15 protein-coding genes and 1 riboswitch are annotated in these 19,152 nt (G+C 63.5%); of the genes, 9 read left to right on the forward strand and 6 right to left on the reverse strand.

The genetic code is table 11. The features are described from left to right. Positions 1-35: 35 nt before the first annotated feature. From ahcY to metK, 3 genes are all read right to left on the reverse strand, one after another. Positions 36-1,445 carry an adenosylhomocysteinase gene (gene ahcY / locus AC6H0R_RS08475; RefSeq protein WP_497580922.1) on the reverse strand — a complete coding sequence of 470 codons (1,410 nt, stop codon included), beginning with the start codon at positions 1,443-1,445 and terminating at the stop codon, positions 36-38. 76 nt (positions 1,446-1,521) lie between these two features. Then, positions 1,522-1,616: riboswitch (S-adenosyl-L-homocysteine riboswitch) on the reverse strand. 32 nt (positions 1,617-1,648) lie between these two features. Continuing rightward, a complete protein-coding gene (locus tag AC6H0R_RS08480) occupies positions 1,649-2,734 on the reverse strand; it encodes a calcium/sodium antiporter (RefSeq protein WP_497580923.1) in 1,086 nt (361 codons plus the stop codon). 99 nt (positions 2,735-2,833) lie between these two features. Then, positions 2,834-4,000 (reverse strand): methionine adenosyltransferase, encoded by a 1,167-nt coding sequence (gene metK, locus AC6H0R_RS08485; RefSeq protein WP_497580924.1) that lies wholly within the window; start codon positions 3,998-4,000, stop codon positions 2,834-2,836. Between the two features lie 247 nt (positions 4,001-4,247). On the opposite strand from metK, the gene AC6H0R_RS08490 reads away from it, so the two are divergent. Together AC6H0R_RS08490 and AC6H0R_RS08495 are read left to right on the forward strand one after the other, a co-directional pair. After that, a complete protein-coding gene (locus AC6H0R_RS08490; protein WP_497580925.1) occupies positions 4,248-5,096 on the forward strand; it encodes a lysophospholipid acyltransferase family protein in 849 nt (282 codons plus the stop codon). Beyond that, on the forward strand, positions 5,093-5,983 hold the full coding sequence (locus tag AC6H0R_RS08495; protein ID WP_497580926.1) for a lysophospholipid acyltransferase family protein: 891 nt from the start codon (positions 5,093-5,095) through the stop codon (positions 5,981-5,983). Before AC6H0R_RS08490 ends, AC6H0R_RS08495 begins: the two co-directional genes overlap by 4 nt. On the opposite strand, the gene AC6H0R_RS08500 is transcribed toward AC6H0R_RS08495, so the two are convergent. Beyond that, positions 5,962-6,609 carry a class II aldolase/adducin family protein gene (locus AC6H0R_RS08500; RefSeq protein ID WP_497580927.1) on the reverse strand — a complete coding sequence of 216 codons (648 nt, stop codon included), beginning with the start codon at positions 6,607-6,609 and terminating at the stop codon, positions 5,962-5,964. The genes AC6H0R_RS08495 and AC6H0R_RS08500 overlap by 22 nt on opposite strands. After that, the gene (gene mtnA, locus AC6H0R_RS08505; RefSeq protein WP_497580928.1) at positions 6,602-7,675 is read right to left on the reverse strand and encodes an S-methyl-5-thioribose-1-phosphate isomerase; all 1,074 of its coding nucleotides are present in this window, start codon (positions 7,673-7,675) and stop codon (positions 6,602-6,604) included. The genes AC6H0R_RS08500 and mtnA overlap by 8 nt, the downstream gene beginning before the upstream one ends. Positions 7,676-7,781: 106 nt before the next feature. On the opposite strand from mtnA, the gene AC6H0R_RS08510 reads away from it, so the two are divergent. The 3 genes from AC6H0R_RS08510 to AC6H0R_RS08520 are packed head-to-tail and all read left to right on the forward strand — an operon-like array spanning position 7,782 to position 10,905. Then, on the forward strand, positions 7,782-8,012 hold the full coding sequence (locus AC6H0R_RS08510) for a PP0621 family protein (RefSeq protein WP_497580929.1): 231 nt from the start codon (positions 7,782-7,784) through the stop codon (positions 8,010-8,012). Continuing rightward, positions 8,009-9,568, forward strand: a complete 1,560-nt coding sequence (locus AC6H0R_RS08515; RefSeq protein WP_497580930.1) for a sensor histidine kinase — start codon at positions 8,009-8,011, stop codon at positions 9,566-9,568. Before AC6H0R_RS08510 ends, AC6H0R_RS08515 begins: the two co-directional genes overlap by 4 nt. Next, entirely contained in the window at positions 9,565-10,905 is a 1,341-nt protein-coding gene (locus AC6H0R_RS08520; protein ID WP_497580931.1) for a sigma-54-dependent transcriptional regulator, read from the forward strand. The genes AC6H0R_RS08515 and AC6H0R_RS08520 overlap by 4 nt, the downstream gene beginning before the upstream one ends. Positions 10,906-10,909: 4 nt before the next feature. Here the strand turns inward: AC6H0R_RS08520 and tviB are convergent, their stop codons facing one another. Continuing rightward, positions 10,910-12,187: a Vi polysaccharide biosynthesis UDP-N-acetylglucosamine C-6 dehydrogenase TviB gene (gene tviB / locus AC6H0R_RS08525; protein ID WP_497580932.1), complete on the reverse strand. Its 1,278-nt coding sequence runs from the start codon at positions 12,185-12,187 to the stop codon at positions 10,910-10,912. A gap of 152 nt (positions 12,188-12,339) precedes the next feature. On the opposite strand from tviB, the gene AC6H0R_RS08530 reads away from it, so the two are divergent. The 4 genes from AC6H0R_RS08530 (at position 12,340) to AC6H0R_RS08545 (ending at position 19,082) form a co-directional block, all read left to right on the forward strand. Beyond that, a complete protein-coding gene (locus tag AC6H0R_RS08530) occupies positions 12,340-15,333 on the forward strand; it encodes a fused MFS/spermidine synthase (RefSeq protein ID WP_497580933.1) in 2,994 nt (997 codons plus the stop codon). 214 nt (positions 15,334-15,547) lie between these two features. After that, positions 15,548-16,051, forward strand: coding sequence for a pilin (locus tag AC6H0R_RS08535; RefSeq protein ID WP_497580934.1), 504 nt, complete (start codon positions 15,548-15,550; stop codon positions 16,049-16,051). 115 nt (positions 16,052-16,166) lie between these two features. After that, a complete protein-coding gene (locus AC6H0R_RS08540) occupies positions 16,167-18,179 on the forward strand; it encodes a hypothetical protein (protein WP_497580935.1) in 2,013 nt (670 codons plus the stop codon). Positions 18,180-18,215: 36 nt separating this feature from the next. Then, a complete protein-coding gene (locus AC6H0R_RS08545) occupies positions 18,216-19,082 on the forward strand; it encodes a glycosyltransferase family 2 protein (protein WP_497580936.1) in 867 nt (288 codons plus the stop codon). Positions 19,083-19,152 lie beyond the last annotated feature (70 nt).

Here is a 19,152-nt window from a genome sequence, read left to right on the forward strand (position 1 = left end):
TCGTGCGCGCCCCGGCCGGGCCGGGGCGCAGTGCATCAGTAGCGGTAGTGGTCGGGCTTGTACGGCCCTTCCTGCGGAACGCCGATATAGGCCGCCTGTTCGTCGGACAGCACGCTCAGCTGGGCGTTGAGCGTTTTCAGCTGAAGCCGTGCGACTTTCTCGTCCAGATGCTTGGGCAGCGTATGCACGCCGGCCGGGTAGCGCTCCGGATGATTGAACAGCTCGATCTGTGCAATCGTCTGGTTGGCGAAGGACGAACTCATCACGTAGCTCGGGTGGCCGGTGCCGCAGCCGAGGTTCACGAGGCGACCCTTGGCCAGCAGGATGATGCGTTTGCCATCCGGGAAAATCACGTGATCGACCTGCGGCTTGATCTCGTCCCACTCGTAGTCATCAAGAGAGGCAACGTCGATCTCGTTGTCGAAGTGACCGATGTTGCACACGATGGCCTGGTCCTTCATGCGCGCCATGTGGTTGTGCGTGATGACGTGATAGTTGCCGGTGGCGGTCACGAAAATGTCGGCGTGCTCGCAGGCGTAATCCATGGTGACCACGCGATAGCCTTCCATCGCCGCCTGCAGCGCGCAGATCGGGTCGATCTCGGTGACCCACACCTGAGCCGAGAGCGCGCGCAGCGCCTGCGCCGAGCCCTTGCCCACATCGCCGTAACCGGCGACCACGGCGATCTTGCCGGCGATCATCACGTCGGTCGCACGCTTGATGCCGTCCACCAGCGATTCGCGGCAACCGTAGAGGTTGTCGAATTTGCTCTTGGTGACCGAGTCATTGACGTTGATGGCCGGGAAGCGCAGCTCGCCGCGCTGGTGCATCTGGTACAGACGATGCACACCGGTGGTGGTTTCCTCCGTCACGCCGCGGATCTTTTCCAGACGCGTCGAATACCACTTCGGGTCGGCGCCGAGGCGGGCCTTGATCGCGGCGAAGAGCTCGCGCTCTTCCTCGGAGGTCGGCTTGGACAGCACCGAGGCATCGGTCTCGGCGCGGGTGCCGAGGTGCAGCAGCAGCGTGGCGTCGCCGCCGTCGTCGAGGATCATGTTCGAGTAGCCGCCGTCGGACCACTCGAAGATGCGATGGGTGTAGTCCCAGTAGTCGGCCAGCGTCTCGCCCTTGACCGCGAACACCGGCACGCCGGTGGCGGCGATGGCGGCCGCAGCGTGGTCCTGCGTCGAGAAGATGTTGCACGAGGCCCAGCGCACTTCGGCGCCGAGCGCGGTCAGCGTCTCGATCAGCACCGCGGTCTGGATGGTCATGTGCAGCGAACCGGTGATGCGCGCGCCCTTGAGCGGCTGCGAGGCGGAAAACTCCTCGCGGATGGCCATCAGGCCGGGCATTTCGGTTTCTGCGATGCGGATTTCCTTGCGTCCCCAGTCGGCCAGCGACAGGTCGGCAACGACGCAATCCTTGATATCAGCCACAGCGTTCATGCTTTGCTCCTGCATGGGCCGGGCGGGGAAGGGGAGGCAGTTCGTGCCCTCGCCCTGCACCAACCCGGCGAGGTTGGATGGGCGAGCGCGGTTGTGGCGATGCCGCCTGATGGCGGCTTCCGAGCCTGGGGCCGGGCGGGAACCCGACGCCTTGCAGCGCTCCTCGGAAACGGAACGAAGTATACCCGACTGTGCGGGCGCGGTCAGCCGTCGTTACCTTCCCGGTCCTGATGGCGCATCAGGCTGACGATCAATGCAATGACGGTGATCGGCATGACGTAGCCCAGCATGGCCGTCGAGAAGGCCGGCACGATGGCGTGGTTCTGCACCGAGAGCACCAGCCACGCGGTGTAGGCAGCGTAGTAGCCGAGGAACACGCCGCCTTCCCAACGCGAGATTTCGCTGCCGGTCATCATGATCGGCACGCAGGCCAGCGCCACGGCCAGCATCACCCACAGGTCGAAGGCGCGCGCCGCTTCCGACACCGGAATGCCGCCGGCGTTGACCAGGCCGGTGGCGCCGATCACCGCGAAGATGTTGAAGACGTTGGAGCCGACGACGTTGCCCACCGCGATGTCACGCTCACCGCGCAGCGCGGCGACGATCGAGGTAGCCACTTCCGGCATCGAGGTGCCGACTGCGACCACCGTCAGGCCGATCACGAGGTCGCTCACGCCGAAGGCCTGGGCGAAAGCCACGGCCGCGCCGACCAGCCATTCCGAGCCCAGCACCAGCGCCCCCAGGCCGACCACGATGAGGCCCAGCTGCACGCTCCAGTGGCGGTCCCAGTTGGCGTCGGCCGGCATCTCGGCGGCGTACTCGTCGGACAGTTCGCGCGAGGCGCTGCGCGACTGACGGATCAGGAATACGGTGTAGCCCACCACTAGCGCGAACAGCGCACCGGCTTCGAGCCGCGACACGCTGCCGTCGAGCGCCATCACCACGAACAACACTGAGGCGCCGATCATGATCGGGATTTCCTGGCGGATGATCTGCTCATTCACCAGCAGTGGCGTGATCAGCGCCGAAATGCCGAGAATCAGCAGCATGTTGGCGATGTTGCTGCCCACCACGTTGCCGATGGCCAGATCCGGGTTGCCGCCGAGCGAGGCACCGACCGACACGGCCAGCTCCGGTGTGCTGGTGCCGAAGGCGACCACGGTGAGGCCGACCACCAGCGGCGAGACGCCGAAGGACAGTGCGAACTTGGAAGCGCCGCGGACAAGCAGTTCGGCGCCGACCACCAGCGTGACGAGTCCGAGGGCGAAGAACAGGGCGTGGGTGAGCATGATGTAGCCGGGTGTGTGGAACGTTTGCGGGCCGTTTCAGGCAGACGCCTGAAACGGCCCGTTGGTGTTGCGGATTATAGCGGGCGTCGGGGCAGCTTCTTACAGCCCCGCGCCGGCGCGCAGCGCCGCAGCCTTGCTTGTGGCTTCCCAGGTGAACTCCGGTTCGTCCCGCCCGAAGTGGCCGTAGGCGGCGGTCTTCGAATAGATCGGGCGCAGCAGGTCGAGCTCCTGGATGATGGCCTTGGGGCGCAGGTCGAAATGCTCACGGATCAGGGCTTCGATGCGCTGCTCGTCGATACGCGCGGTGCCGAAGGTGTTGACCATCAGGCTGACCGGCTGGGCGACGCCGATGGCGTAGGCCACCTGCACCTCGCAGCGCGAGGCCAGCCCTGCAGCGACCACGTTCTTGGCGACCCAGCGCGCGGCGTAGGCGGCCGAGCGGTCGACCTTGGACGGATCCTTGCCGGAGAACGCGCCGCCACCGTGGTGGGCTGCGCCGCCGTAGGTGTCGACGATGATCTTGCGGCCGGTCAGGCCGCAGTCGCCGTGCGGACCGCCGATGACGAATCGGCCGGTCGGGTTGATCAGGTAGCGCACCTTGTCGCCCAGCAGCTCCTTGGGCAGCACCGGCTTGATGATCTCCTCAATCACCGCCTCGGAAATCTGCGCGTGCGAGATGTCCGGGTGATGCTGGGTGGACAGCACGACGGTGTCGATGGCGACCGGCTTGCCGTCGACGTACTTGACCGTCAGCTGGCTCTTGGCGTCCGGGCGCAGCCAAGGCAGGCGGCCGTCCTTGCGCAGTTCGGCCTGACGCTGGACGATGCGGTGGGCGTAGTAGATCGGCAGCGGCATCAGCGACGGCGTTTCGTCGCAGGCGTAGCCGAACATCAGGCCCTGGTCGCCGGCGCCCTGATCGAGGTCGATGCCTTCGCCTTCGTTCACGCCCTGCGCGATGTCGGCCGACTGCCGGTTGATGGCGGTCAGGATGGCGCAGGACTTGTAGTCGAAGCCGACGCTCGAATCGTCATAGCCGATGCGACGGATCACGTCCTGCACGACTTCGCGGTAATTGATGTTGGCGCTGGTCGTGATTTCGCCCGACACCACGGCGAGCCCGGTCGATACCAGCGTCTCGCAGGCGACGCGCGCGCGCGGATCTTCGGCAAGGATGGCGTCGAGAATGCCGTCGGAAACCTGGTCGGCCACCTTGTCCGGGTGTCCCTCGGATACCGATTCGGAAGTGAAGAGGAATTCCCTGCTCATCGAGCGACTCCTGAAAACAAAAATCCCCGGTTGTTCCGGCGTGGCCGGCTCCGGGGATGTCGAGCGGCGACGCTTTAGCAGTATTTCGTAGGTCGCGCGTGTTCGCGCTGACCGGGCCGCCCTGCAAGTTGTCGTGTTAACTCGGCGGCTGCGCAATAATAACGCGCTTTGAACCGCGGTCAAACCGACTGCCTCTTGTGGCGCACGCTACGACCGATCTTGCTCGAGTGCGTTCCGCCGACCCTACGTGACCAATCTATTTCGCCTGCTCTCCCGTCTTCCGCTGTCCTGGCTGCATGCACTCGGTGCATGGCTGGGCTGGCTGGTGTGGTGGTCGTCGCCGACACATCGTCAGCACGTGCGCGCAAACCTGCGTCAGGCGTTTGGCCAGGTGCCGCCGCAGGTGCTGCACGAGGCCATCGCCCACGCAGGTCGGCAGATGATGGAGCCGCCTTTCGTGTGGTGTCGTCCGCTCGACGAGGTGCACGCTCGAGTGCTGCGCTTTGAAGGGCGCGAATTGTTCGAGGCGGCGCGCGCGCGCGGCCAGAGCGTGTTGATGCTGACCGCGCATCTGGGGTGTTTCGAGGCCTGCGTGCAGGCGGCCGCTGCGGTGACGCCCTTGACGGCACTGTATCGCCCGCCGCGCAAGGCATCGATGCGCGAGGTTATGTCCTGGCGTGCGCGTGGCCCGGTGAGCGTGGCGCCGGCTGACGTGAGCGGCGTGCGCAAACTGGCCAGGGCTCTGCGTGCGGGCGAGATCGCGGCGATCCTGCCCGACCAGGCGCCGCGTGCCGGCGAAGGCATGTGGGTGCCGTTTTTCGGGCGCCCGGCATGGACCATGACCTTGGCCGCGCGCCTGAGCGAGACGCCGAACGTGTGTGTGCTGCTGTGCTGGGCCGAACGGCTTGTCGGCGAGGGTTGGGTCGTGCATGCGCGTGAGCCGGCCGAGCCGATTACGGGCGATCTGGCCGAACGCTGCGCGGCCATCAATCGTGAAATCGAACGTATGGTGCGGGATTGTCCGGCGCAGTACCTGTGGAGCTACGAGCGCTACAAGGTGCCGCGCGGGGTGCCACAGCCGGAGGGAGTGTCGTGAGCGCGCGTCTGGCGATTGCCGTGATGTGGTTGCTGCATTGGTTGCCGCTGCCGGCGCTGGCAGCGGTGGGAGGCGCTTTTGGCGCCTTGCTGTATCGCGTCGCGCGGCAGCGTCGGGCGGTGGTGCGGGTCAATCTGGAGCTGTGCTTCCCCGAACTGGGTCAGGCCGAGCGCGAAGGTCTGGCACGCGAACATTTCAAGGTGCTGGCGCGCAGCATGCTCGAGCGCGGTGTGTTGTGGTGGGGCAGCCGGGCGCGGCTGGAGCGTCTGGTGCATGTCGAAAACGAGGATGTCGTGCGCCGCCTGCAGGCCGAAGGGCGGCCGGTGATCCTGCTCTCGCCGCATTTCGTCGGACTGGATGCCGGTGGCACCGCGATCACCAGCCGCTTCGATATCGTGTCGATCTACGCACGTCAGAGCGATCCGCTGTTCGACCGCTGGCTGCATCACGGTCGCAGCCGTTTCGGTGACCAGTTGCTACTGGCGCGCGATGCCGGGCCGCGCGCGACGGTGCGTGCGATGAAAGCCGGACGGCCGTTCTACTACCTGCCGGACATGAACTTCCGCACCGGCGATGTGCTGTTCGTGCCGTTTTTCGGTGTGCCGGCCGCCACCATCACCGGCTTGCCGCGACTGGCGAAACTGGCGGGCGCGGCGGTCGTGCCGTGCCCGACGCGCATGCTGCCGGGCGGGCAGGGCTATGTGGTGGAGATCGGCGAGCCGTGGGCGGATTACCCGTCCGACGACCTGGAAGCCGACGTGCGCCGCATGAACGAGTGGATCGAGTCCGTGGTACGCACCATGCCCGAGCAGTATTACTGGGTGCACCGCCGCTTCAAGCGCCGCCCCGAGGGCGCGCGCAAGGTCTATCGCAAGTCGCGCGGCTGACCGTAGCCGGCAAAGCGTTCCATCACTTCGGCCATTTCGGCCTCCGACAGCAGCACCGGCTCCCCCAGTTGCAGCACGCGCCAGTACTGCTCGCACAGCGTTTCGAACTCGATCGCCATGTCCAGCGCGTGGTCCGCGTTGCATCCGAACACCAGCATGCCGTGATTGGCCAGCAGGCAGGCCGAGCGATCACGCATGGCCTCGCGCACTGCGTCGGACAAGGCCTGCGTGCCGAAGGTGGCGTAGCCGGCACAGCGCACGGTGGAGCCGCCGAAGCGCGCGATCATGTAGTGGAAAGGCGGGATTTCGAGCCGGCGACAGGCCAGTGCGGTGGCGAAGGGCGCGTGCGCGTGCAGTACCGCGCCGGCTGCCGCATGGTCGACATACACACCGAGATGCATGGGCCATTCGGATGAGGGCGCGCGCGTGCCGCGGGCTTCCCCCTGCATCGAGACGAACACCATGTCGTCCGGCGCGCAGTCTTCGATCTTCAGGCCGGTCGGCGTGATCAGCATGCCACCGTCGCAGCGTACGCTGGCATTGCCGGAGGTGCCGACATTGAGGCCGCTGGTGCTCAGACCGCATGCAGCGGCCAGCAATTCTGTGCGCAATGCGTCTTCAGGCATGCGCGCTCCCCGGCCGTCCGGCGGCCAGCGTAGCCGGGGCAACGGCGCCGCACTCGGTGACGATGAGGTCGATCAATCGCGCCGGGGTGACGTCGAAGGCGAGGTTGCTCGCCGGTGCTTCGATGGGCGCGAGCCGCAGGCTGGACGGATTGCCGTCGGCACCCAGTCCGTTCAGTACCCGCACTTCCTCGGCGTCGCGTTGCTCGATCGGTATGGCGGCGCCATCGGGCAGGGCGAAGTCCACGGTCGAATACGGGGCGGCGATCCAGAACGGCACCCCGTTGTCGCGTGCGGCGAGCGCCTTCAGATAGGTGCCGACCTTGTTGGCGGAGTCGCCGTTGGCGGCCACGCGATCGGCGCCGGTGATGACCACGTCCACCTCGCCGCGCGCCAGCAGGATGCCCGCGGCGTTGTCTACCACCAGCGTGTGCGGCACGCCGGCCTCGCGCAGCTCCCACTCCGTCAGCAGGCCCTGGTTGCGCGGGCGGGTCTCGCTGACCCACACGTGCACGTCGATGCCGCGTGCGTGCGCCTCATACACCGGCGCCAGCGCCGTGCCGGCGCCACAGGTGGCAAGCCAGCCGGCGTTGCAATGGGTCATCACGCGGAGCGGACCATGGCGCCGAGCCGCCAAATCGGCGAGCAGGTCGGCGCCATGGCGGCCGATGGCGGCGCAGGTGTCGTGATCGTGGCGGCAGATGGCTGTCGCCGCGTCCCATGCTGCGGTGAGCCGTTCGGCCGGCGCCAGAGGCGTGAGCCGCGCCTGCATGCGCGCCAGCGCCCAGTGCAGGTTGACGGCGGTGGGGCGGGTTGCCGCGAGCACGCTGCAAGCGTGGGCGAGCCGCGCGTCGTCGCAGCCCTCACGCAAGGCGAGCGCCACGCCGAAGGCGGCGGTGGCGCCGATCAGCGGGGCGCCGCGCACCTGCATGTGAGCAATGGCATGGGCGGCCTGTTCGAGCGTCTCGATGCGTGTGGTGGCGACGTGATGCGGCAGTGCGGTCTGGTCGAGCACAACGATACCGTTGCCGTCGCGCCGCAGGGTCGGGATGGGTTGTTCGAAGGGCATGGTGCGATTCTACCGTCGCGTCAGGGCGTGAAACGGCGCTGTTTGCGGCAGGCCCCGCTTTCACGGTGCTACACTCGATCCGGCTCTTATCCGGGGTATATGCGTCGTGCGTTTGCTGGCAGTCCTGATCCTTGTTCTCATCGTCGGCTGGTGGGCGAGCCGAGCGCTCGAACGCCGCAAGCGGCGCCCAGGGGCTGCGCCGAAAAGGCCTCCGCCGGAACGCATGCTCGCCTGCGCTCATTGTGGCGTGCACATTCCGGAGACGGAGGGTGTGCGCAGCGATGCCGGGTTCTTCTGCAGCGACGAACATCGGCGTCTCGGCAAGCGCGGGCAATGACGGCCCTCGCGCCAGCGCAGTCCGATACGCTGCGCGCGGTCCCGCGCCGCATCTTCAATGCCTTCCGCCTGATCGTTGCCGGCCTGTTGGTCGTGGCGGGCGCTGGTCTGGGGCTGGGTGCAGAGCGCCCGGACATTTTCCTCGTTGCTTCCTGGGCCTACGCGACTTTCGCCTTCGTGTCCGGTTTTCCCGTGGCCGTGCGCCTGATGGGTGGCGTGACCGCGCTTTTCCGGCTGCAGTTCATCGTGGATATCGGCGCTCTGACCGTGATTATGGCAATCAGCGGTGGTCAGGCCAGTGGCGTGGCAGTGCTGATGATGGTGTATCTGGCGGCGGCGGGTGTGCTCGCCGAAGGCCGCATGCCGGTGTTCTTCGCCGCACTGGCGACGCTGGCCGTACTGGGCGAGAACGCCTGGCGCAATCTGGATACGGCCAGTGCCTACGACTGGGCCCGCATCAGTGTGGTGTGCGTGGCCTTCTTCGCCATTGCGATCACCGCGCGCTGGCTGGCGCTGCGGGCGCGCACGCAGGAAACCCTGGCCGAAGAGCGTGGCGAGGCGCTTGACCGGCAACAGGCCATCAATGAACGCATCATCGAGGATATGTCCGACGGCGTACTCGTGTTCGACGCTGAGGGGCGTGTACGCCAGCTCAATCCGACGGCACAGGCACTGCTGGGGGAGCGGGCTCACCCCGGTGCACGTCTGCCGGAGCTCGCGGCGCTGCTGATCGGCTGCGAGCATGACGCGGAGGGGGGTGGCACACGTCAGCTGCAGTTGGAACCGTCCGGCAAGTTTGTGCGCTGTCGAGCCGTGCGAGCCGATCCTGCGGAAGGCTTGGTCGGGGACGTGGTGGTTTATCTGACCGACCTCGACGAAGTGCAAAAGCAGATCCAGCAACAGAAGCTCGCGGCGCTGGGGCGTCTGACGGCCAGCATGGCGCACGAGATCCGCAATCCGCTGACCGCGGTCACACAGGCGGCCGACCTGATCGGCGAGGAGAAGCGCGCCGAAGTCCAGCAAAGGTTGGTGCGCATCATCCAGGACAACTCGCGCCGTATCGAGCGCATGGTGCGCGACGTGCTGGCGCTGGGCCGACGCGACGAAGTGGTGCGCGAAGCGCTGCCGTTGGCATCGGCGTTGGCCGGGGTGGTGGATGAACTGACGCTGGCGGGCGCGGCGGAACGTTCGATTTATGCCGTCGACGTGGCCGGGGATGTGACTTTCTGCATCGACCGCGCGCATTTTCACCAGATCATCGTGAACCTGCTCGGCAACGCGCGTCGATACTGTTCCGGGCAGCCCGGTGCGATCCGCATTGACGCGCTGCGTCGGGCCGCCGGCAGGGTCGAGCTGCACGTGCGCGATGACGGACCGGGTGTCGAGGCCTCGCGTCGCAACGGTGTCTTCGAGCCGTTCTACACTACCGATCCGAAGGGCACTGGTCTCGGGCTGTACATTGCGCGAGAGCTGGCGGAAGCCAACGGTGCCGATCTGGAACTTGCGCCGGATGATCCCGGCGCCCATTTCGTGTTGAGCGGAAGGAGCCGCCCATGAACGCCCCGACGTGGACTGCCGATGTTCTCGTGGTCGATGACGAGGACGATATCCGCGAGCTGATCGAGCTGTCGCTGCTGCGCATGGGCTTGAGTTGCGAGACGGCCGCCGGAGTGGACGATGCACTCGCACGCCTGGCCGCTGGGCGCTACCGCCTGTGCCTGACCGACATGCGCCTGCCGGATGGCGACGGACTCGACATCGTCGCGCGTATTCAGCAACACCACGCCGGCCTGCCGGTCGCGGTCATTTCGGCCTTCGGCAGTGTCGATACGGCGATCCGTGCCCTCAAGCTGGGGGCCTTCGACTTCGTCACCAAGCCGGTCGAACTCAAGGCGCTGCGGGCGCTGGTGCAGCACGCCATGCAGCTTGATGGGCCGGAGTCCGCGCCGGCGTTGGAGGGCGAGCGCCGACTGATTGGCCGCTCGCAGGCCATCGTGCATCTGCGCGGACAGGTCGAGCGGCTCGCACGCAGTCAGGCGCCGGTGTTCATTCGTGGTGAATCCGGTACCGGCAAGGAAGTCATCGCGCGCATGATCCATGCGCTCGGACCGCGGGCGAAAGGGCCGTTCGTGCCCGTAAACTGCGGAGCCATTCCGCCCGAGCTGATGGAAAGCGAGTTCTTTGGGCATGTGCGCGGCAGCTTCAGTGGCGCCAGTGCCGACAAGCCGGGCCTGTTTCGCGCCGCGCAGGGCGGCACGCTGTTTCTTGATGAGGTGGCCGAACTGCCGCTGGCCATGCAGGTCAAGCTGCTGCGCGCCATCCAGGAGCGCGCCGTACGCCCGGTCGGTGCGCACGCCGAAGAAGCTGTGGATGTGCGCATCCTGTCCGCCTCCCACCGCGATCTGGCCGCTCTGGTGGCCGAGGGGCGCTTCCGCCAGGATCTGTTCTACCGCATCGATGTCATCGCCTTGCACGTGCCGCCGTTGCGCGAACGCCCCGAGGATATCGACGAACTGGCCAGCCACATTCTTGCCCGGCTGGCTGTGCGTGACGGCGGTCCGTCGCGGCGCCTGTCGGCCGGGGCGCTGGCTGCGCTGCGCGCGCATTCCTTTCCGGGGAACGTGCGTGAGCTGGAGAACCTGCTGGAGCGCGCCTGTGCGCTGAGCGAAGGTGACGAGGTCACTGCGGCGGATATCGCCGCGGATCCGGCTCCGCCTCAGAGTGTGGCATCGCGGCTTGCGCCCGAAGCCGGTTCCGGCAACGAGGCCGAAGAGCGCGCCTGCATCCTGCGCACGCTCGACGAAACCCGCTGGAACCGCAGCGAGGCCGCGCGCCGCCTCGGTATGACGCTGCGCCAGCTACGCTACCGGTTGCAGAAGTGGGGCATGGAGTAGCGCGTTACAGCCGCAAGTCGGATTCGTCGCGATCGAGGATGTACTTGAGGTCGTACAGCACGTGCGCAGGCTTGCCCAGCGCACGCATGCGCGCCGCGCCCAGCTCGCGGAACTGGCGATGGGCGACAGCCAGCACGATGCCGTCGTAGGCGCCCTCCTCGGGCTGTGTGACCAGTTCCAATCCATATTCCTGAAGCGCCCCGTGCGGATCTGCGAGCGGGTCGAAAACGTCGGCTTGAATGCCGTAATCGCCCAGTTCGCGAACGATGTCCACCACCCGCGTGTTGCGCAGATCCGGACAGTTTTCCTTGAAGGTCAGCCCCATCACCAGCACCCGTGCGCCGTCCACCTCAATGCGGCGACGGATCATTGCCTTGACCAGTTGCGATGCCACCCAGGCGCCCATGCCGTCATTGAGCCGTCGCCCCGCGAGAATGATCTCCGGGTGGTAGCCCAGCGCCTGCGCCTTGTGCGTGAGGTAATAGGGGTCGACGCCGATACAGTGCCCGCCGACCAGCCCCGGACGGAAGGGCAAAAAATTCCATTTGGTGCCGGCCGCTTCCAGCACCGCCTGGGTGTCGATGCCCAGGCGGCTGAAAATGATCGCCAGTTCGTTGATCAGTGCAATGTTCAGGTCGCGTTGGGTATTCTCGATGACCTTGGCGGCCTCGGCCACGCGGATGCTTTCAGCCTTGTGCGTGCCGGCGGTGATGATGCTCGCGTAAAGCCGATCTACCCGCTCGGCCGCTGCCGGCGACGAGCCCGATGTGACCTTGCGGATACTGGCGATGCGGTGCTCGCGGTCACCGGGGTTCACCCGCTCCGGGCTGTAGCCAACGTCAAAATCATCGTTCAGCCTCAGGCCCGAGCGCGCCTCCAGCACCGGCACGCAGTCCTCTTCCGTTGCGCCCGGATACACCGTTGACTCGAACACCACCAGATCGCCGCGCTTGAGCGCTCTGCCGACTGTCTCGCATGCTGCCAACAAGGGGCGGAGGTCGGGCCGTTTGTGCGCGTCAATCGGTGTCGGGACGGTGACAATGAAAGTGTTGCATCCGCTCAGCTCGGTCACATTGTCCGTAAAGCGCAGTCGGGAGGTCGCGCGCAACTCTTCCGGCGTAACCTCGAGCGTGTCGTCCTCGCCTCTCTTCAGGCGCGCGATGCGCTTGGTTGAGATGTCGAAACCGGTCACCTCAAAGTGGCTGGCGAACTCCACGGCCAAGGGTAGCCCGACGTAGCCGAGGCCGATGATGGCGATGCGGGGAGTGGGGTTTGCGATCATTTGCGTTCCGGAGACGGGGCCGGCATTGCCGGCATGCGTGGCATTCATTTGCGGTAAAGTCTTGGCGCAGCAGATTACAGCTTTGGCATGGGGCTGGCACAAGAAACAGTGTTGTCCGCCAGCGCTTCCGACATCACGATACTGGATACCGCATGAACGAGCACCCCCGGTTGCATCTTAGACTCCTGCTTCTAGTCTTTGTCCTGTCCGGCTTCGCTGGCCTGATCTATCAGTCAGTTTGGTCGCACTACCTCGGGTTGTTTCTCGGGCATGCCGCCTATGCGCAGGCGCTGGTCCTGGCTATTTTCATGGGGGGTATGGCAGCTGGTGCTGCGCTGGTGGCTCGTTCGGGCGAACGCTGGGGAAATCTGGTGCGTGGCTATGCAGTCGTCGAGGCTGTGATTGGCGTGATTGCCCTGCTGTTTCATTGGATCTTCGTCGGGCTGCTCGGCATCAGTTACGACACGATCATTCCGGCGCTCGGAGACCCCTGGCTGATCTCGGCCTACAAGTGGTTGCTCGCCGCGCTGATGATTCTGCCGCAAACTATTCTGCTCGGTATGACCTTTCCGTTGATGAGCAGCGGCATTATTCGCCGTTATCCCGGCGCAGACGGGCACGTACTGGGGGGGCTGTACTTCACCAACAGTATTGGCGCTGCGGTGGGCGTGCTGTGTGCGGCTTTCCTGATCATGCCGAGCGTGGGTCTGGATGGAGCAATGATTGCTGCAGGAGTCATCAATCTTGTGGTTGCAGGGCTTGCCTGGTTGCTCGGACGTGGCAACGAGGTGGCGAGGCCGGCTCGCTCGGCCTCGAGCGAGCATGGTGAGCCTGCGCAGCGGAGCCGCCTGCTGCGTGTGGTTCTCGTTGCCACTTTTGTCTCGGCTGCCGCATCGTTCGCCTATGAACTGATCTGGATACGAATGCTCAGCCTAGCGGTTGGTAGCACCCTGCATGCCTTTGAGTTGATGCTGGCGTCCTTTATCGCCGGCATTGCGCTGGGTGGCCTGTGGGTGCGCCGCCACGCTGACGAGCACCCCAATCCAATGCGCTTGGTCGGTTGGCTGCAAGTGCTGATGGGCCTCGCCGCCTTATTTTCGCTGGTGCTGTACGCCAATGCATTCAGCTGGGTGGGTTATCTCATGCAGGCCCTGGGCCGCAGTGATGCCAGCTACGACTTGTTCATGTTGGGTACTGCAGCAGTGTCCATCGTCATCATGATGCCTGCAGCGTTTTTTGCCGGTACGACACTGCCGCTGTTCACCGTGGCATTGTTGCGCGATGGTCAGGGCGAGGGTTCGATCGGCCGCGTATATGCCTGGAATACGCTGGGTGCGATCGCCGGGGTCTTTCTGAGCATTCACTTCCTGATCCCAGTGCTGGGATTGAAGTTGGGTTTGGTTCTGGCAGCGCTGGTCGACATGCTGGTCGGGGTCGCGCTTTTGCGCCTGTGGGCGGCGGGTCGGGGGGAATACGTGCGCACCGGTTTTGCCCTGGCAAGCGCCCTAGTCGCGGTCGTGCTGTCATTGAATATGGTGCGCTTTGACCCGCTGCAGCTTGCTTCGGGAGTGTACCGCTCTGGCCAGCCGTCCCTGCCGGAAGGGACCGAGGTGCTGTTTTACAAGGACGGGAAAACGACCAGCGTCTCCTCAATGATCAATCGTGGGGGCTACGCTGCCATCGCCACCAACGGCAAGGTTGACGCCTCGATTCTGGTTTTTGGGGAGGGGGAGCCTGCAGTGGATGAGCCGACCATGGTGCTTGCGGCGGCCTTGCCGCTAGCGTACCGCGACGACGTCCGGATTGCGGGTGTAATCGGCTTTGGCTCTGGTTTGACTACGCATACGTTGCTGGCCGATCCGGATGTCAAGCGCGTTGACACCATCGAGATCGAGCAGGCCATGATCGACGGTGCTCGCATTTTCGGCGAACGCGTCGAGCGCGCCTATTCCGATCCGCGTTCGCGCATCATCATCGACGACGCCAAGAGTCACCTTTCGGGTCAGGCTGAAAAGTATGATTTGATTGTTTCCGAGCCCTCGAACCCTTGGATTAGCGGCGTTGGGGCGCTTTTCTCCCAGGAGTTCTACCGGTTTGTGCCACGCTTCCTCAACGAGGATGGCGTGTTTGTGCAGTGGCTGCAGCTCTATGAGATCGACGACGAGCTGGTCGGCTCGGTGCTGGCAGCGCTGGCCCCAGCCTTTGCCGATTACCATGCTTATTTGGCGAACTCTACGGATCTGTTGATCGTCGCAAGCATGCAGCCGCTTCCCGATGCGCCAGATTTCGAACGCCTGTTCAACGGGGCGCTAGGGGAGGACTTGGTCCGGGTCGGCATTACACATCCGGAGCAGTTGCGCTTTCGTCAGGTCGCGGACGCACGCATGATTCGTGCGTTGGCATCCCTGCACGAAGGCGTGGTTAACAGCGATTACTTTCCAGTGCTGTCCCTCAATGCGCCACGCACGCGGTTTCGTAACGCATCTGCTGAGCGGCTCGTCGCAATGCCTGCAGCCGAACTGCCATTGCTGACGTGGGCGGGCATTTCAGACGCATTGCCCCGCGATATTGATCCTGGTTTCTCTGGGCATTTTCCGCGCGCGGATCATCTGCGCCGCGCGCGCGCGGTGCGTGATTTGATGTTCGATCGTGAAGCGCCGGATGCTGAGCGCTATCCAGCCACGCAGGAGGCGGTGTTCACCTTTAATGCCTTTCTAGACGGGTGCCGGCGCGACTGGACAGAGTACGACGAGCAGTTTTTTATCAATCGGCTCCAGTATCTGGCTGAAATCACCCTTGCGAGGCTGACTCCAGCGGAGCTCAACGAGTTGTTCGTTTCGGCGCCATGGCTGGATTGCGGCCCGTTGCCTGAGCGTGCTGAGGCGGCGTGGCAGTTTGTCGTTGCGGCCGCCTCAAGAGATTTTGACTCGGCCATAACGTTCGGTGAGCACTGGCTCGATCAGCCGGTTGCTGGTTTCGAGGGGTTCTCGGCATTCGTACTGCAATGGCTGGTCTTCGTGCATACGTTGGATGGCAACGAGGTCAAGGCCGAAGCTTTGCTGGGGCGGTATCCGGAGCTGTTGCCAGGCATGCGCTGGCAGATCTTTCTTCCATTGATACAGGCGTGGAGTGGTGTCAATAAGTGACAGTGCAATGCTTTGTTCGGGGGGTGTTGTCATGTGTTGACGGCACTTGTTGAAAGGTCTGTGGTGTATGCTTTCAGCAACCTCACGGATTCAGGGGTTTTCAGTCGTGGAAACGGGGGTAATAATTAGATGGCAGGGGCTGTTTGTTTTTCGGCATTGTTCTTGCTTGTGTAAGCTCAGGCGGAGTTCCGTCATCCAGTCAAGGAGAATTTCAATGAAGAAGATGGTTCAAAAGGGTTTTACCCTGATCGAACTGATGATCGTGGTTGCGATCGTCGGTATTCTGGCTGCTGTTGCGCTGCCGGCATATCAGGACTACACGATCCGTGCTCAAGTGTCTGAAGGTATGAGTCTCGTTGCCGGTGCCAAGAACGGCTACGCTGATTTCATTGCGGCACGTGGTCGTTTGCCCGGTCCGGCTGTTGCTAATTCCTCGATCGGTATTTCCATTCCCGCGAGTATCCAGGGTAACTACGTGACTCAGGTGTCGGCCGTGAACGATGGCCGTATCGACATCACATTCGGTAACCGTGCCAACGCTGCCATTGCTGCTAAGGTCCTCACTTTCCGTGTTGCGGTGGATGCAATGCCGAACCCGACCACCAACGTGGCTTGGGTGTGCGGTAACGCACCCAATCCGAACGCCAAGCAAACCGCGGTCGGCGCCAACAAGACCACCGTTGAAAACAAATACCTGCCGAACGACTGCCGTACTTGATGTCGTTTGCTCGGCTGATGTTTCTGGCCGAACGAGTGTGAGCCGTGCTGCCGAAAGGCGGCACGGTTTTTTTTGAGAATCGCTTCCCCATGCCTTTCGGTCGGGGGCCAAGCATTTGCTGGATCTCGCGGCCTTCTGCGCGGTAAATCAATTGCACCATATGGCAGCCTGTTCACTGATTCGCCTTGTCCTTGTCTGCATTCTGCTGGCAGCGTTTCTTGTATATGTGCCCGGCTTGTCGGGCGGGTTTGTTTTCGACGACTTCCCCAATCTCGTTCATAACGAGCGGCTTGCCGCCGTCGCCGGCTTCGATGTGCAATCCATCTGGCGCGCGATGTGGTCTTCTGAGTCGGGGCCGCTCAGGCGTCCCATGAGCATGTTGAGTTTTGCGCTCAATCAGGCTGTAGCTGGCATGAGCCCGATTGCCTTCAAACTCACCAACATATTCATTCACTTGTTATGCGGCGCACTGGTCTTTGCTCTGGCGCGCATTCTGGCTCGGCGCTTTGATGTCGCGCAGCGTACCGACAAGCTGCCGCATGCCGACCTTGTTGCCCTGCTGGTTGCGGCGTTCTGGTTGCTGCACCCCTTGCAGCTGACGGGTGTGCTCTATGTCGTGCAGCGGATGGCCAGCCTGGCGGCCTTATTTTGTCTGCTCGGGATGGTTCTGTATTCCTTGGGGCGGCAAAGGCAAATCGCCGGGCGGCCTGGCGGGCTCTTGATCTCCAGCGCATATGTGCTCTGTCTGCCGCTAGCAGCCTTCAGCAAGGAGAATGGTGCATTACTGCCGCTGTATCTGCTCTTGATCGAGGTCTTCGTCTTCCGTCTGGCGACAGCTAGCACCGGACAGCGGCAAGGCTTGTTTGGCCTGCATCTGACTTGTGCCATCCTGCCTGCCGTAGTCGGTTTGATGCTGTTGGTTGCGTATCCTGGATGGATACTTGGCTCATACAGCAACCGGGATTTTGATCTGTATGAGCGCGTGCTGACGCAAGCTCGTGCCTTGTGGTTCTACCTTTCCATGCTTGCTTGGCCGGACATCTCGCGAATGGGGGTGTATCACGATGATTTTGCGGTGTCCCGTGCGTTGTGGGAACCACCGGTTACGGCATTGGCGGTGGCCGGGGGCGCACTTTTGCTGCTGTTTGTTCCGTTGACTTGGCGCAGGTGGCCGGTGGTCGGTTTTGGGGTAGCCTTCTTTCTGCTGGCCCATGCTTTGGAGTCCTCTGTCTTTGGTCTTGAAATGGTGCACGAACATCGCAACTATCTTGCGTCTTTTGGGCCATTGTTGATCGTTGCCTGCCTTTTGGCGGGGCTTGCACGGCGTAGTCGTTTGTCCAGAGTGTTATTGGGAGTAGGGGCGGTGGCGCTGTTGGGGCTGCTGGCAGCCGCCACTGCCTTGCGCGCAGCGTACTGGGGAGATGACATGCGTCGCGCGCAGTATGAAGTCCAGAGCCACCCGGATTCGGTGCGAAGCCGGGTGGAGGTCAGTGCACTGTTGATACGACAGGCATCTGAGGCCTCGCGTCCTGAGCCATTGCTGCTTGCTGCGCGTACGCATCTGGATCATGCCGCAAAGATCGATGATTACGGTGCATCGGCCCATCTCGGGTTGTTGCTTGTAGACAACAGGCTTGGCCGCCAGGTTGCACAGGAGTGGCTAGCGCGCACGCAGCAACGCTTGCGTACCCCTCCCATGGCGTCTGCCACGCCCGATGCCTTGATTAATCTAATTCGATGCCAACGGTCGCGGCTTTGTAGTTTTGAAGATGAGCTGCTGTACGCCCTGGATGATGCAATCGGTGCCAACCCGGCGCTTCGTCCCTTCGATGGCGCGCGTATTGATGCGGAATTGGCCCAGTTGTTCATGGACGCTGGGAACGCATCCTATGCGTTATGGTATGCGCGCAGGGCAGTTCTCAGCGCCCCCAATCAAGCGCAGTTGTGGCTCAATCTTGCTGCAACGCTGCTTGTGAATGCGCTGCCTCAGGATGCTTCACGCGCGCTGGATGAAGCCGAGCGTTTGGATGTTGATGGATTCAGTGAGCAGCGTATTCGTGGTCTGCGGGCGCAGCTTGAAAAATGGCATGAGCTCAGCCGGCATGAGCAATCCGGAAGTGTGCGATAACGCTTGGCTGTAGCTTTGCGCAAATGAGGAAAGATGATGGCCCGTGTCAGCGTGATCATTCCGGCCCGTAACGAGGTCGCTGCAATTGGTAGTGTTGTTCGCAACGTCCGCAAACATGTGCCTGACGCTGACGTGATTGTGGTTAGCGACGGGTCGGCTGACGGTACCGACGAGCAGGCGCGTGAGTCGGGTGCCGAGGTTGTGCGGCACCCGTACTCAAGGGGCAATGGGGCGGCAGTGAAAACTGGAGCCCGCGCAGCCAGCAGTGACATCCTAGTGTTCCTCGATGCCGACGGGCAGCATGATCCTTCCGATATTCCCCGATTGCTCGCAAAGCTGGATGAGGGTTATGACATGGTCGTAGGCGCACGCCAGGCTGGATCGCAGGCCAGCGCTGCACGCAGTTTGGCTAACGCCTGCTATAACCGTCTGGCCAGCTATATGACGGGGCATCGCGTGGCGGACCTCACCTCTGGCTTCCGTGCGGTGCGGGCAAGTAAGTTCCGCGAGTTTCTCTTTCTGCTGCCCAATGGATTCTCGTATCCAACTACTTCAACGATGGCTTTCTTCCGCGCTGGCTACTCCGTCGCGTATGAGCCTATCCATGCGGCAGCACGGGTAGGCAAGAGCCACATTCGTCTGTTGCATGACGGCGCGCGATTCTTTCTGATCATCATGCGCGTGGGTACGTTGTACTCGCCTCTCAAGTTGTTCGTGCCGGTTGCACTGCTGCAGGTGCTGCTGGGGCTGGCGTATTACGGATTTACATTTGTTGCTCAGGGCCGTCTTTCGCTTGCTACCGTGACTTTGCTCGTTGCCGGCCTGACGACTTTCCTGATTGGCTTGGTGTCCGAGCAGATTACCCAGCTGGCCTACAAGGACTCCGGTCCGAAGGGGGATTAATATGGGGTGTTCGCTTTGAATGTGGGTGCCGTCAGCAGTGGCTGAATGTCCGATCTGTGCAGGTGTTGCT

It is taken from the genome of Pseudazoarcus sp. NS36, assembly GCF_059703705.1.

Excerpts from the sequence above, each read along its gene's own strand:
- mtnA (WP_497580928.1), bottom strand. The coding sequence starts at position 7,675 with ATGCCCTTCGAACAACCCATCCCGACCCTGCGGCGCGACGGCAACGGT.
- ahcY (WP_497580922.1), bottom strand. The coding sequence starts at position 1,445 with ATGAACGCTGTGGCTGATATCAAGGATTGCGTCGTTGCCGACCTGTCG.
- AC6H0R_RS08520 (WP_497580931.1), top strand. The coding sequence starts at position 9,565 with ATGAACGCCCCGACGTGGACTGCCGATGTTCTCGTGGTCGATGACGAG.
- AC6H0R_RS08535 (WP_497580934.1), top strand. The coding sequence starts at position 15,548 with ATGAAGAAGATGGTTCAAAAGGGTTTTACCCTGATCGAACTGATGATC.
- metK (WP_497580924.1), bottom strand. The coding sequence starts at position 4,000 with ATGAGCAGGGAATTCCTCTTCACTTCCGAATCGGTATCCGAGGGACAC.
- AC6H0R_RS08530 (WP_497580933.1), top strand. The coding sequence starts at position 12,340 with ATGAACGAGCACCCCCGGTTGCATCTTAGACTCCTGCTTCTAGTCTTT.
- AC6H0R_RS08515 (WP_497580930.1), top strand. The coding sequence starts at position 8,009 with ATGACGGCCCTCGCGCCAGCGCAGTCCGATACGCTGCGCGCGGTCCCG.
- tviB (WP_497580932.1), bottom strand. The coding sequence starts at position 12,187 with ATGATCGCAAACCCCACTCCCCGCATCGCCATCATCGGCCTCGGCTAC.
- AC6H0R_RS08480 (WP_497580923.1), bottom strand. The coding sequence starts at position 2,734 with ATGCTCACCCACGCCCTGTTCTTCGCCCTCGGACTCGTCACGCTGGTG.
- AC6H0R_RS08545 (WP_497580936.1), top strand. The coding sequence starts at position 18,216 with ATGGCCCGTGTCAGCGTGATCATTCCGGCCCGTAACGAGGTCGCTGCA.
- AC6H0R_RS08500 (WP_497580927.1), bottom strand. The coding sequence starts at position 6,609 with ATGCCTGAAGACGCATTGCGCACAGAATTGCTGGCCGCTGCATGCGGT.